Raw genomic sequence first — 12474 nt, forward strand, 5'->3', positions numbered from 1 at the left:
TTTTTAGCCACCATGGCAAAACGTGATTACTACGAAGTGCTCGGGGTGGGCAAGAACGCGAGCGACGACGAGATCAAGAAGGCGTATCGCAAGCTCGCGATGAAGTACCACCCCGACCGCAATCCGGACAGCAAGGAAGCGGAAGAGAAGTTCAAGGAGGCCAAAGAGGCCTACGAGATGCTTTCCGATGCCGAGAAGAAGGCCGCGTACGACCAGTACGGCCACGCCGGTGTCGACCCGAATATGGCGGGCGGCTTTGGCGCGGGCGGTGCAGGCTTTGGCGGCGGCTTTGCCGAGGCCTTTGGCGACATCTTTGGCGACATCTTCGGCCAGGCCCAGGGCCAGGGCGGGCGCCGCGGCGGCGGCCCGCAGATGTATCGCGGCGCGGACCTGCGCTACAGCATGGAGATCACGCTGGAGCAGGCCGCGCATGGCTACGACACGCAGATCCGCGTGCCGCATTGGGACGAGTGCGACCACTGTCACGGCAAGGGCGCCGAGCCCGGCTCCAGCGTGGAGACGTGCCCGACCTGCCACGGCGCTGGTCAGGTGCGCGTGTCGCAGGGCTTCTTCACGATGCAGCAGACCTGCCCGAAGTGCCACGGCAGCGGCAAGTACATCCCCAAGCCGTGCACCAAGTGCCACGGCCAGGGCAAGCTGAAGAGCCAGAAGACGCTGGAAGTGAAGATTCCGGCTGGCATCGACGAAGGCATGCGCATCCGTTCGTCGGGCAACGGCGAGCCGGGCATCAACGGCGGCCCGCCGGGTGATCTGTATGTGGAAATCCACATCAAGCAGCACCCGGTGTTCGAGCGCGATGGCGACGATCTGCACTGCCAGATGCCGATTTCCTTCGCGACGGCAGCCATCGGCGGCGACATCGAAGTGCCGACGCTGGGTGGTCGCGCTTCGTTCACGGTGCCCGAAGGCACGCAGGCTGGAAAGACGTTCCGCCTGCGCGGCAAGGGCATCAAGGGCGTGCGCTCGGGCTATGCAGGCGATCTCTATGTGCACATCAACATCGAGACGCCGGTCAAGCTGACCGAGCACCAGAAGGACCTGCTCAAGCAGTTCGACAAGTCCGTGCACGAAGGCGGCTCGCGGCACAGCCCGCAGGAGCAGTCGTGGCTGGACAAGGTCAAGAACTTCTTCTCTTCCTGAGCGCAGCATTGCCGAAGTAACGCGAGGGACATCGTCATGCAGCTGCCAGAAGCCGGCGCGCCGTTCGCGCTGCTGGACGATGCCACCTCGCGCGGCGCGCCGTGTTCGCGCTGGTACACCGATTACGCCGGAGAATGCTGCCGGCCAGCGGGTGCTCTCGACGGTCTGGATGACGACCTGCGCGCCGCCTGGCGCGCCGGCTTGCATGCGATCATCGTTGCGCCCTACGAATTCGGCCGGCCGCTGGTCGGCCTGCCGGCCTCTCCGACAGTCCCATCCGTCTTGCCCGGGCACGATGGCCGCTTGCGTGTGCTGCTGTTCCGCTCGATGCAGGTGTTGTCATCAGCCGAGGTTGACGCGCTGTTTGACGGATGGCCGGAGGCAGCAGCAGAGGCCGGCCTGTTCGACCGCGCCGCCACCGTCGATCGCGTTGCCTACACCCACGCCATCGCGCGTATCCATGACTGGATCGCGGCGGGCGACACCTACGAAGTCAATTACACCTATCGCCTGCGCATGACTGCGTTTGGCGCGCCGGCCGCCCTGTATAGGCGGTTGCGTACCCGCCAGCCGGTGCCCTACGGGGCGTTCATCGGACTCCCCGAAGGCGGGGCGATCCTGTCGTGCTCGCCGGAACTCTTCTTCTCGCATCGCGCGGGTCGGCTCGTCGCGCGGCCCATGAAAGGCACCGCGCCCGCCACGGGCGACGCCGAAGTCGACGAGACCCGCGCCATCGCGCTGGCCGCCGACGAAAAGAACCGCGCCGAAAACCTCATGATTGTCGACTTGCTGCGCAACGATCTGGGCCGCCTCGCGCGCCCGGGTTCGGTGCGGGTGCCGGCACTGTTCGAGGTGACGCCGTTCGGGAGCGTGCTCCAGATGACCTCCACCGTGGAAGCGGAGACGCCGCCCCGCACGAGTCTGGCGGATTGCCTGCGCGCTTTGTTTCCGTGCGGTTCCATCACCGGCGCACCCAAGCGGCGAACGATGGAGATCATTGACGCACTGGAGCCGGAGCCTCGTGGCCTCTACACCGGCGCCATCGGTTGGGTGGATGCGCCCACCGATGATCGTGCGATGGGCGACGCATGCTTTTCCGTGGCGATTCGCACATTGGTCCTGAGCGCGCCCGGCGCCGATGGTCTGCGTACCGGTGAACTTGGCATCGGCTCAGGCATCGTGCACGACAGCGTGGTTGACGAGGAATTCGCAGAATGCCAGTTGAAGGCGCGGTTCGTCACTGCGCTGGATTCGGGGCTCGCATTGTTTGAGACGATGCGGGCCACGCACGATGGTGTGCCGCTCCTGGATCGGCATCTGGCTCGGTTGGCACGTTCCGCACAGGCTTTCGGGTTTCCGTTTGATCGCACCGCCCTGGCGGGCGCAGTGGCGCGCGCGTGCACTTCGTTGGCTGGCCTGGGGGAATACCGCATGCGCCTGACACTGGCTGCCGGCGGCGCGGTCAGCGTGACGGCAGCCTCGCTCGCGCCCCTGCATGCCACGTGGGACAGGCCGGCGCGCCTGCTCGTCGCTTCGCAATCGCGCCAGGCGGCGCACAGCCTGCCTGCGCACAAGACCACGCTGCGCGCGGGTTATGACGCCGCCTGGCAGGCCGCCGAGCGCGAGGGCGCCTTTGATGCGGTGTTCTTCAATGCAGACGGCACCCTGGCAGAGGGCGGGCGCAGTACCGTGCTGGTCAGGCTCGATGGCGCATGGTGGACGCCGCCGCTGTCGGCAGGCATCTTGCCCGGCGTGATGCGTTCGGTCTTGCTGGACGATGCCACACCGTGGCTGGGAGGGCCGCTGCGTGAGCGTTCGCTGACCCGCGCCGACGTTGCCCGCGCCGAGGCCCTCGCCGTATGCAACGCGCTACGCGGTGTGGTGCCCGCGCATTTCGAGCCGCCCCTGGCCGTCGACGTTTTCTAGCTTCCAGCGCGCGACACCGGGCAGGTTGATCAGCTCGCGGTCGTGGCACACCATCAGCAGGGCACGGCCTTCCGCCGCCAGTTCGCCGACCAGCGCAATGACCTGCTCGCGCGCCGCGCCGTCCAGGTTCGACGTGGGTTCATCCAGCAGGAGCACGTCGGTGTGCAGCGCACGGGCACGGGCCAGCGCGAGGCGCTGCGTCTCGCCGCCCGACAGGCGTTCGGGCGGCACGTCGACCACGTGCGCCAGGCCGGCCCAGCGCAGCGCGTCTTCCACGCGTTCGATCAACTGCGCATGCGCCACCCGGTGCGGTCCCGTGGTCAGCCCATAGGCCAGATTGGCACGCACAGACGTGCGAAACAGATACGGGTGCTGATGCACATAGGTGAGCCGCGCACACAGCTCGGCGGGGTAGGGCGACAGCGGTTGTCGCCCACGGCCAAGGTCGACGGTCGCTGCGCCGGCCGGTGCAAGCCCCGCCAGCATCCTCAGTAGCGTTGTCTTGCCAACGCCGTTGGCACCGGTGATGACGATCGCATGTCCGGGCGATAGCGCCAGGCGCGGGATCTCGAACAACAGGCGCGCGCCATGGCGGCAATGCAGGCCCTCAAACACCATCATCGGCTGCGGGGCGGCGCTCATGTGCTTTCCCCGCGATAGCTGCCAGCGCCTTGCAGCCACGCCAGCACAAGGTTGACGAGCAGCGCCAGCACCACCAAGACGATGCCCAGCGCAATGCCCTCGGCAAACTCTCCCTTGCTCGTCTCCAGCGCGATGGCCGTGGTCATCGTGCGGGTGACGCCCTCGATGTTGCCGCCCACCATGAGCGCGGAGCCGACTTCTGCGATGACACGGCCAAAGCCTGCGACCACGGCCGCCATCAAACCGAATCGCAATTCACGAAAGACCGTCAGCAGGAGTCGAATGCGCCCGGCTCCGAGCACGCGCGCCGTTTCAGCCAGGCGAGGGTCGGCACGCTCCAGTGTCGTCAATGCGAAGGCGACGATGACCGGCAGGCCCAGGGCCGCCTGCCCGAGGATCATTCCGCCCTGCGTGAACAGCAGCCCGAAGCCGCCCAGCGGTCCCTGGCGCGAGAGCAGCAGGTAGAGCAGCAGCCCGATCAGCACAGTGGGAAACGACAGCGAAGCCTGGGCCAGCACGACCAGCGCGCGGCGCCCCGCAAAGCGGTGCATGGCGATGGCGTAAGCGGTGAGCAGCCCCGGCGGCGTCGCCAGCAGCAGCCCCGCCATGGCGACCTTCAGCGACGTCCAGACAATCAGCCATAACGCAGCATCGCCGCTGGCAAGCAGGGCGAACGCGTCGACGGTGGCCGACCAGATTTCCATGCCGGTGCGACTCAGGCGAAGATGTGTTCCGGGCCCGGAAACGTGCCGTCCTTGACAGCGGCCACGTATGCGGCCACGGCACCGTCGATGGTAGTCTGACCGTCCATGAAATTGCGTACGAATTTGGGCCGGTGGCCGGGAAACACGCCGAGCATGTCGTGCATGACGAGCACCTGGCCGGAGCACTCCAGGCCGGCGCCGATGCCGATGGTGGGAATGGCCACCAGGCGCGTCACCTCACCGGCCAGCGTGGCGGGAATCGCTTCCATCACGACGAGTTGCGCGCCCGCGTCCTGCACGGCCAGCGCGTCAGCCTTGAGCTGCGCGGCCGCTTCATCGCCGCGGCCCTGCACCTTGAAGCCGCCGAAGGCATGCACCGATTGGGGGGTCAGCCCGATATGCGCGCACACGGGGATGCTGCGTTCAACAAGGAACCTGATGGTCGGCGCCAACCACACGCCGCCTTCGAGCTTGACCATCTGCGCGCCGGCCTGCATGACACGCACGGCGCTGTGGAACGCTTGCTCGGGCGTGCCGTAGGTGCCAAACGGCAGGTCGGAGACGAGCAGCGCCTTGTCGATGCCGCGTGACACGCATTCCGTGTGATAGACGATGTGTTCGAGTGTGACTGGCAGCGTGGTCTTCTGACCCTGCATCACGTTGCCGAGCGAATCCCCGACGAGCAGCACGTCCGCGCCGTTGCGGTCCATCAGGGCGGCGAAGCTGGCGTCATAGGCGGTCAGCATGGCGATGCGTTCGCCGGCGGCGCGCATGGCCTGCAGCGCAGTCACCGTGACAGCCTTGCGGTTCGATTCCTGGAGATAGCTCATGGACTGGACTGGAATGGAATTGGGCGCCGCAATGGCTCGGCCCACGCCACCCATGTGGCGGACCCGCTATCGCGTTGCCAGCTTGATGAATTCCTTGGGCCCGCGCATCGCGTCGATGCGGGCGAGCAAGGTGCGGAAATCGTCGTCGTTGCCTGCGGGGTCGAAGGCCGCAGTGTCGACAATCAGCGTCGGTGCGGCATCGTAATACAGAAACAGCTCGCCGTATGCAGCGCAGATACGTTCGAGATATTCGGCGTCGATGCCCGTTTCGTACGACACGGCGCGTTTGGTAATGCGCGGCAGGAGGTCTTCGGCGCGGGCTTGCAGGCAGATGACCAAGTCGATGCGCTGCTGGGGGAGCGCCAGCGCGTGGGCCATGGCATCGTACAGCGCGAGTTCATCGGCCGGCAGCGTGAGCTGGGCGAACAGGCGGTCGCGCGGCAGGAAACTGTCGGCAACGAGACGCTCGCCGGCTAGCGTGGCCTTGTGCCATGCTTTAAGGCGCTCCGCGCGTTGCAGCAGAAAGCGCAACTGCACCGGCAGCGCATAGCGCGCTGGATCTTCGTAGAACCGCGGCAGGAAGGTGTTATTCGCAGGTGTCTCGAAAAACGTGGCCGCACGCAAGTGGTCAGCCAGGCGCTGGGCCAGCGCGGTCTTCCCCACGCCGATAGGCCCTTCAACGACGATGCGGCGCAGGTGATCAAGTGCCATCGGCAGGAAGCCTTGCGGGGTGTGGGTGGCTGAGCGCGTTTCGCGCCCACGGCGAGCGGCAGACGGTTGTCGAGCGAAGCGTGGCCTGACACGCGTGCGGCAAGCTTCGCAGCGCCAAGATCAGGTCGCGCGGCAGGATCATGGACGCGTTCTCAGGCGGTCGACTGCCTGGCACGCATGCACTGGCACATCGTGATCTTTTCGATGCGCTGGTCAGCCACGCCCGGCAGCAGTTCGGCGACGGCGCCGATGCCCGGAATCACGAGGTCGGGCGCCAGTTCGTGCAGCGGCAGTAGCGTGAAGGCGCGCTGGCCCACACGCGGGTGCGGCACGGTCAACTCAGGCGAGGTCAGGACGTGGTCGCCGTAGAGGAGCAGGTCCAGGTCCAGCGTGCGCGGCGCGTTGTGAAATGGGCGCTCGCGGCCGAACTGGTCTTCGATGTGATGACAGATGCGGAGCAGCTGGTCAGCCGTGAAGTGCGTGTCGATCTGCACCACGGCGTTGATGTAGTCGTCGCCGCTGGATTCCACCGGGGCGCTGCGGTACAGGCTCGACTTAGCCGTGACCGTGATACCTATCCGCTGGGCGAGGCAGACCACGGCGTCCTTCACTGCCTGGCGGGCATCGCCCAGGTTGGCGCCGATACCGATGTACGCCACTGTCTTCACGTTTCCTCCGAACCTTCCGGACTAACGTTCCCGACTGTATCCGATTTTGCCGGTCCGCGTCGGCGGCGCCGGCGCTTGCCCGCGGCCGTCGTGGCGGTATGTCCCGTCGCGGCTGGCGCATGCTTGGCCTGGATCATGAGCGCTTCACGCGTTTCGCCGTCGGCGTTCTGGAAAGCCGTCCACCAGTCGGCGAGTTCCTGTGGCAATTCGCCCGATGCGCAGCGCAGGACGAGGAAGTCGTAGCCGGCACGGAAGCGCGGCGATTCGAGCAAGCGGTAGGGCATGCGGCCACTGCGCTTTTCAAAGCGCGGCTGCATGCTCCAGATCTCTTTCATGTCCGCCGTGAAGCGCCGCTGAATGGCGAGCTGCTCGGTCTGACGGTCAAGCACTTCATCCATGGCCGTGTGCAGCGCGGGGATGAGGGGCTCGCCGGCGGCGCGGCGGCGGCTCCAATGCTCGACGACGTGGTGCCACAGCAGCGAAGCAAACAGGAACCCTGGCGAAACCGGCTTGCCGGCCTTGACGCGATCATCGGTGTTGTCGAGCGCGAGCTGGACGAAGCGCTGGCCCATCGGCTGCTCGATGGCCACATCCAGCAAGGGCAGCAGGCCGCTGTGCAGCCCCGCCTTGCGCAGTTCCTGCAACGAGGCCCAGGCGTGGCCGGACATCAGCAGCTTGAGCATCTCGTCGAACAGGCGGGCGGCCGGCACGTTGTGGATCAGCGGCCCCAGTTCGGCGATCGGTGCGCGCGTGGCGGGGTCGATGTCGAAGCCGGTCTTGGCCGCGAAACGCACCACGCGCAGCATGCGCACCGGATCTTCGCGGTAACGGGTATGCGGGTCGCCGATCATGCGCAGCGTGCGGCCGCGCATGTCTTCCATGCCGCGATGGTAGTCGTGGACGGTCTGGTCGGCAGGGTTGTAGTACATCGCGTTGACCGTGAAGTCGCGGCGGGTGGCATCTTCAGCCTGCGTGCCCCAGACGTTGTCGCGCAGCACGCGGCCGCTGGCGTCGACGGCGTGCGTGTGATGGTCCAGTTCGGTGCGCTTGACGCGCTTGCCGGCGGGCACCTGCTCGGCATCCACGGCATCGACGAGCGCGCGGAAGGTTGAGACTTCGATGATTTCCTGATCTCGTCCGCCGTAGAACGTGACGTGCACGATCTGGAACCGGCGTCCGATGATGCGTGAGCGCCGGAACAGCGCCTGCACCTGGTCGGGCGTGGCGTTGGTCGCGACATCGAAGTCCTTCGGCTTGATGCCCAGCAGCAGATCCCGCACCGCACCGCCCACGATGAAGGCGTCGTAGCCGGCTTCCTGCAGCGTCGACGTGACCTTGACCGCATTGCGGGACAGCAGCTTGGGATCGATGCCATGCTCTTCGACGCTCCACACCCGCGCCTCGCGCGGTACGCCGTCGGCAGACTTGACGCGCGGCTTGGGCGTCTTGGGCGTGCGGGTCTTCTTGGCCGCAGGTGTTCCTGGTTCGGCCAGAGCGGCCGGCTCGGCACTGGTCTTGCCCAGCAGACGATTGATGAGTTTCTTGATCACACCGCGCCCTGCTTAGAAGAGATCCATGATGCGCCAGTGGCGCGCGGCCGCGAGGTTGCGCAGCGTATCGTCGGGGTTGGTGGCGACGGGGTCGGTCACTTCTTCCAGCAACGGCACATCGTTGGCCGAATCGCTGTAGAAAGTGCTGTGCTCGAAGTCGCTCCAGCCGCGGCCCATATCGGCCAGCCATTCATGCACGCGTGCGACCTTGCCTTCGCGGAAGCTCGGCGTGCCGGCCACGTCCCCGGTGAAGGGGCCCAGGGGCGTGCCGTCTGCCGTGGCGGGCTCGGTGGCGATGAGGTGTTCGATGCCAAAGGCTTCTGCGATGGGGCGGGTGACGAAGCTGTTGGTGGCAGTGACCACGCAGCAGAGGTCGCCGGCGTCCAGATGCTTGTAGACGAGCGCCTGGGCCTGCGGGGTGATCTTCGGGCGGATCACGTCCTGCATGAACTCAGCGTGCCACTGGGCCAGGGTATTTCGGGAGTGGGCGGCGAGCGGCGCCAGCGCAAAGCGCAGGAAAGCGTGGATGTCCAGCGTGCCGGCCTTGTAGTCGGCATAGAACTGATCGTTCTTGCGCTGGTACTCGGCTTCGTCCACCACGCCGAGGCGGATAAGGAAACGCCCCCACTCGTGGTCGCTGTCGGTGGGGATCAGGGTGTGATCGAGGTCAAAGAGGGCCAGATTCATGGGGCGCGATTTTACCCGAAGGTGACGTCGCCAACCGTGCCGGCCCCCGATTCACTTGATCCGCGCGAGCATCTCGCGCACGAGCGGCAGCGTGACAGCGCGTTTGCGGGCGAGCGAATAGGTGTCCAGCGCGTCCAGCAGCGCCATCAGGCTTGGCATGTCGCGGTAGGAGTGCGTGACAAGCCACTGGGGGACATCCGCCGAGAGCTGCATGCCGCGCTCGCGGGCGGCCTGGCGCAGCGCTTCCGCCTTGTCGGCGTCGGACAGCGGACGCAACCAGTAGACGAGGCCCCAGCCGAGCCGGGTGCGCAGGTCTTCCCGCAGCGGCATCGACATCGGCGCCGCTGCTCCGGCAATGATGAGGGCCATGTGGGGATGCGCGCGCACTTCATTGACCAGGTTGAAGACAGCGATCTGGGCCCATTCGTCCAGGCGCTCGGCGTCATCGATGGTCCAGACCGTGATGGCGGGATCAAACTCGAAGGCTTCGGGCGGGGCGTCGGGCTCCAGCGTGCGGGCTTCGTAGCCTCCGGCCTCGGCCTGGGCGCAGATGGCCTGCAGCAAGTGGCTGCGGCCGCTGCCGGATTCGCCCCAGAGATAGACGAGGCGGTCGGTGGCCGTGCCGTCCACCACCTGCGGGATCAGGGCGCGCAGGCGCAGCACCGCTTCTTCGTTGCCGGTGGCGACGAAGTTGTCGAAGGTCGGGGCGGGTGTCGCGCCGAGTTCGAGCGGGAGCTGTTCGGGTGTGGCCATGAAACGTGAGGCGCCGGTCGGCGGGTCGATCAATCTCAGTCGCGGTACAGCTTGCTGTTCAGATAAAGCTGGCGGATCTGCCGCAGGCCAACCAGCAGGACCGCACTGATCGGCAGGGCAAGGAGGATACCGAAAAATCCGAACAATTGGCCAAAAGCCAGCAAGGCGAGGATGACGGCCAGCGGATGCAGGCCGATGCGCTCGCCCACCAGGCGGGGCGTCAGATAGAAGCTTTCGAGAAACTGGCCGATGCCATACACCACCGCTACGGCCAGCAGCCCATACAGGTTGCCGAACTGCAGCAAGGCTGACAGGACAGCCAGCGTCAGCCCCACGCCAAAGCCGATGTACGGGATGAATACCGCCAGCCCCGTGAAGATGCCAACCGGCAGTGCCACGTCAAAGCCGGCCAGGGCCAGGCCGGCAGAGTAGTACACGGCCAGCACCAGCATCACGATGATCTGCCCGCGCAGATACTGGGACAGCAGGGCGTCGGTCTCGGCCGCCAGCTCGCGCGTCTTGGCCAGCCAGCGACGCGGCACGGCAGTCTCCAGGCGCCGCATGAGCATGTTCCAGTCCATCAGCAGGTAGAACATCACGATCGGCACGAGGAAGACCATCCCCAGCACCTGTGCGGCGGCCGAGCCCGACACGCGCAGGTAGTTCAGCGTCGTGGCCATCACGTCGTCCGGGCTTGCCGCGAGCTGATCCGACAGCAGGCGGCGCAGGCCGGGGAAGTCGAATCGCACATGCACGCCCAGTTCTGCCAGCCGGGGTGAGAGCACCGCGTTGACCTTGGCCAGCATGCCGGGCAACTGCTCGCGGATCGCCGGGATCTCTTTCTGCAGCACGGCCAGCACCAGCAGCGTCAGCGCCACGCCGACGATGCTCAGCACCACGATCATCAGGAACACGCTGAAAACACGCGGCACGCGGTGGCGTTGCAGCCAGTGGACGCCCGGATGCAGGATGTACGACAGGATGAACGCGAACACGAAGGGCGTCAGCGTGGGCGCCAGCAGCTTGAGCAGCGCCAGGAAGAGGACCGCCACGGCAAGCCAAGCCAGCGTGCGCTTGGTTTCCTGCGTCAGCATGGGCGCGTTCATGGGCGGTGTGGGTTCCTGTGGCGCATTGGTCAACCTGAAAAGCGGCCATCGGGGAGGCCGCATCCGGTAAAATCGCGATTTTACTGGACCGGCGGGTCCAGCCTTTGTGGCGTCTCCGCCGCGCGCCACCGCATATTTTTCATTCTGACGACTGTATGAGCGCTTCCGAAACCCCATCCGCATCCGCCGTATCCGCATCCAGCGGCCTGTCCTACCGCGACGCGGGCGTCGATATCGAGGCGGGTGACGCCCTTGTCGACCGCATCAAGCCGTTTGCCAAGCGCACCATGCGCGAAGGCGTGCTGGGCGGCATCGGCGGCTTCGGCGCGCTGTTCGAGCTGTCCAAGAAGTATCAGGAGCCCGTGCTGGTGTCCGGCACGGACGGCGTGGGCACCAAGCTCAAGCTGGCCTTTGCGCTGAACCGCCACGACACGGTGGGCCAGGATCTGGTTGCCATGAGCGTGAACGACATCCTCGTGCAGGGCGCCGAGCCGCTGTTCTTCCTGGATTACTTCGCCTGCGGCAAGCTCGACGTCGACACCGCTGCCACCGTCGTCAAGGGCATCGCCCAGGGTTGCGAGCTGGCCGGCTGCGCGCTGATCGGCGGCGAAACCGCTGAAATGCCGAGCATGTACCCGGACGGCGAATACGACCTGGCCGGCTTTGCCGTCGGCGCGGTCGAAAAGCGCAAGATCATCGACGGCACGACCATTGCCGAGGGCGACGTGGTGCTGGGCCTGGCCTCGTCGGGTGCGCATTCGAACGGCTACTCGCTGGTGCGCAAGATCATCGAGGTGTCGCGCCCGGATCTGAACGCCGACTTCCACGGCCAGCGCCTGCAGGACGCCATCATGGCGCCGACGCGCATCTACGTGAAGCCGCTGCTGGCGCTGATGGAGAAGCTGACCGTCAAGGGCATGGCCCACATCACCGGCGGCGGCTTGACCGAAAACGTGCCGCGCGTGCTGCAAGACAACCTGACCGCCGTGCTGCACAAGGACGCCTGGACGCTGCCGCCGCTGTTCCAGTGGCTGCAGAAGGCCGGCAACGTGGCCGATGCCGAGATGCACCGCGTGTTCAACTGCGGTATCGGCATGGTCGTGATCGTGTCGGCGGCCGATGCCCCGGCGGCGATGGCCCACCTGCAGGCCGCGGGTGAAACGGTCTACCAGCTCGGCGAGATCCGCGCTCGCCAGGCGGGCGAAGCACAGACGATCGTCGTCTGAAGCGACGCTCCAAGCAACAGAAAACCGCCGATGCACTCGGCGGTTTTTTTATGGCTGACGAGTGCGGGCGGCTTACTTCAGCGGCACATACTCACCCGTCGCGGGGTCGTCTCTCTGCACCGCTCCGGTGTTCTTGTCGATCAACAGTGTCACCACACGCGGTGCCGTGTTCGGGTCGCCACCACAGGCGGGCGTGTGGTTTTCCAGCACATCGACGCTGACGTGCGCCGCGTCTTCCGGCGTGGCCAGAAACGAGAGGCAGTCGGGTGACAGGCTGGTCAGCCCGGACTTCTGGAGCGCAGCGCGCGCCAAATCGATCGCCTTGTCCTGTTCTGCCTCACTGAGGGCGGGTGTGCTCGCGCCGGCCGGGGCAGGCAGGCTTGCGGCGCTGGCTGCCGGCGAAGAGGCGGGCACGGGCGTGCTGGTGGGCTTGGGTGTCTCGGTCGAGCGGCCGCAGGCCGCCAGCGCAAAGGCGGTCAGCATGGCAAGGAGCAGGGGGCGGGTCATGAT

13 protein-coding genes are annotated in these 12474 nt (G+C 66.4%); 3 read left to right on the top strand and 10 right to left on the bottom strand.

What is annotated here, in order from left to right; all coding sequences use genetic code 11:
- Nucleotides 1-12: 12 nt before the first annotated feature.
- Together dnaJ and R2N03_RS01025 are read left to right on the top strand one after the other, a co-directional pair.
- Nucleotides 13-1161 carry a molecular chaperone DnaJ gene (gene dnaJ / locus R2N03_RS01020; protein ID WP_316654042.1) on the top strand — a complete coding sequence of 383 codons (1149 nt, stop codon included), beginning with the start codon at nucleotides 13-15 and terminating at the stop codon, nucleotides 1159-1161.
- A 36-nt stretch (nucleotides 1162-1197) separates the two neighbouring features.
- Nucleotides 1198-3087, top strand: a complete 1890-nt coding sequence (locus R2N03_RS01025; protein WP_316654044.1) for a bifunctional chorismate-binding protein/class IV aminotransferase — start codon at nucleotides 1198-1200, stop codon at nucleotides 3085-3087.
- Here the strand turns inward: R2N03_RS01025 and R2N03_RS01030 are convergent.
- From R2N03_RS01030 to R2N03_RS01070, 9 genes are all read right to left on the bottom strand, one after another.
- A complete protein-coding gene (locus R2N03_RS01030; protein WP_316654046.1) occupies nucleotides 3031-3729 on the bottom strand; it encodes an ATP-binding cassette domain-containing protein in 699 nt (232 codons plus the stop codon). The two genes, R2N03_RS01025 and R2N03_RS01030, sit on opposite strands and share 57 nt — an antisense overlap.
- Entirely contained in the window at nucleotides 3726-4433 is a 708-nt protein-coding gene (locus tag R2N03_RS01035; RefSeq protein WP_316654048.1) for an ABC transporter permease, read from the bottom strand. The genes R2N03_RS01030 and R2N03_RS01035 overlap by 4 nt, the downstream gene beginning before the upstream one ends.
- An 11-nt stretch (nucleotides 4434-4444) precedes the next feature.
- Complete coding sequence (gene panB / locus R2N03_RS01040; RefSeq protein ID WP_316654050.1) at nucleotides 4445-5263, bottom strand: 3-methyl-2-oxobutanoate hydroxymethyltransferase; 819 nt, start codon at nucleotides 5261-5263, stop codon at nucleotides 4445-4447.
- A gap of 66 nt (nucleotides 5264-5329) precedes the next feature.
- Nucleotides 5330-5974 (bottom strand): deoxynucleoside kinase, encoded by a 645-nt coding sequence (locus R2N03_RS01045; protein ID WP_316654051.1) that lies wholly within the window; start codon nucleotides 5972-5974, stop codon nucleotides 5330-5332.
- A 152-nt stretch (nucleotides 5975-6126) separates the two neighbouring features.
- Nucleotides 6127-6642, bottom strand: coding sequence for a 2-amino-4-hydroxy-6-hydroxymethyldihydropteridine diphosphokinase (gene folK / locus R2N03_RS01050; RefSeq protein WP_316654053.1), 516 nt, complete (start codon nucleotides 6640-6642; stop codon nucleotides 6127-6129).
- Nucleotides 6639-8192 carry a polynucleotide adenylyltransferase PcnB gene (gene pcnB, locus R2N03_RS01055; protein WP_316654055.1) on the bottom strand — a complete coding sequence of 518 codons (1554 nt, stop codon included), beginning with the start codon at nucleotides 8190-8192 and terminating at the stop codon, nucleotides 6639-6641. The genes folK and pcnB overlap by 4 nt, the downstream gene beginning before the upstream one ends.
- A 12-nt stretch (nucleotides 8193-8204) precedes the next feature.
- A complete protein-coding gene (locus R2N03_RS01060; RefSeq protein ID WP_316654057.1) occupies nucleotides 8205-8879 on the bottom strand; it encodes a histidinol-phosphatase in 675 nt (224 codons plus the stop codon).
- Nucleotides 8880-8930: 51 nt separating this feature from the next.
- On the bottom strand, nucleotides 8931-9632 hold the full coding sequence (gene hda, locus R2N03_RS01065; RefSeq protein ID WP_316654058.1) for a DnaA regulatory inactivator Hda: 702 nt from the start codon (nucleotides 9630-9632) through the stop codon (nucleotides 8931-8933).
- A 35-nt stretch (nucleotides 9633-9667) separates the two neighbouring features.
- On the bottom strand, nucleotides 9668-10738 hold the full coding sequence (locus R2N03_RS01070; RefSeq protein WP_316654060.1) for an AI-2E family transporter: 1071 nt from the start codon (nucleotides 10736-10738) through the stop codon (nucleotides 9668-9670).
- A 155-nt stretch (nucleotides 10739-10893) separates the two neighbouring features.
- On the opposite strand from R2N03_RS01070, the gene purM reads away from it, so the two are divergent.
- Complete coding sequence (gene purM, locus R2N03_RS01075; RefSeq protein ID WP_316654064.1) at nucleotides 10894-11964, top strand: phosphoribosylformylglycinamidine cyclo-ligase; 1071 nt, start codon at nucleotides 10894-10896, stop codon at nucleotides 11962-11964.
- Between the two features lie 72 nt (nucleotides 11965-12036).
- Here purM and R2N03_RS01080 read toward each other — a convergent pair whose 3' ends face one another.
- Entirely contained in the window at nucleotides 12037-12471 is a 435-nt protein-coding gene (locus tag R2N03_RS01080; protein ID WP_316654066.1) for a hypothetical protein, read from the bottom strand.
- Between the last annotated feature and the right edge of the window lie 3 nt (nucleotides 12472-12474).

The sequence above is a fragment of the Ralstonia condita genome, assembly GCF_958405655.1.
GTDB lineage: Bacteria > Pseudomonadota > Gammaproteobacteria > Burkholderiales > Burkholderiaceae > Ralstonia > Ralstonia condita.

Bases quoted from the DNA above. Each gene is read 5' to 3' on its own strand.
- panB (WP_316654050.1), bottom strand. From the start codon at position 5,263: ATGAGCTATCTCCAGGAATCGAACCGCAAGGCTGTCACGGTGACTGCG.
- R2N03_RS01025 (WP_316654044.1), top strand. From the start codon at position 1,198: ATGCAGCTGCCAGAAGCCGGCGCGCCGTTCGCGCTGCTGGACGATGCC.
- dnaJ (WP_316654042.1), top strand. From the start codon at position 13: ATGGCAAAACGTGATTACTACGAAGTGCTCGGGGTGGGCAAGAACGCG.
- R2N03_RS01045 (WP_316654051.1), bottom strand. From the start codon at position 5,974: ATGGCACTTGATCACCTGCGCCGCATCGTCGTTGAAGGGCCTATCGGC.
- R2N03_RS01030 (WP_316654046.1), bottom strand. From the start codon at position 3,729: ATGAGCGCCGCCCCGCAGCCGATGATGGTGTTTGAGGGCCTGCATTGC.
- R2N03_RS01070 (WP_316654060.1), bottom strand. From the start codon at position 10,738: ATGAACGCGCCCATGCTGACGCAGGAAACCAAGCGCACGCTGGCTTGG.
- purM (WP_316654064.1), top strand. From the start codon at position 10,894: ATGAGCGCTTCCGAAACCCCATCCGCATCCGCCGTATCCGCATCCAGC.
- R2N03_RS01035 (WP_316654048.1), bottom strand. From the start codon at position 4,433: ATGGAAATCTGGTCGGCCACCGTCGACGCGTTCGCCCTGCTTGCCAGC.
- R2N03_RS01080 (WP_316654066.1), bottom strand. From the start codon at position 12,471: ATGACCCGCCCCCTGCTCCTTGCCATGCTGACCGCCTTTGCGCTGGCG.
- R2N03_RS01060 (WP_316654057.1), bottom strand. From the start codon at position 8,879: ATGAATCTGGCCCTCTTTGACCTCGATCACACCCTGATCCCCACCGAC.
- hda (WP_316654058.1), bottom strand. From the start codon at position 9,632: ATGGCCACACCCGAACAGCTCCCGCTCGAACTCGGCGCGACACCCGCC.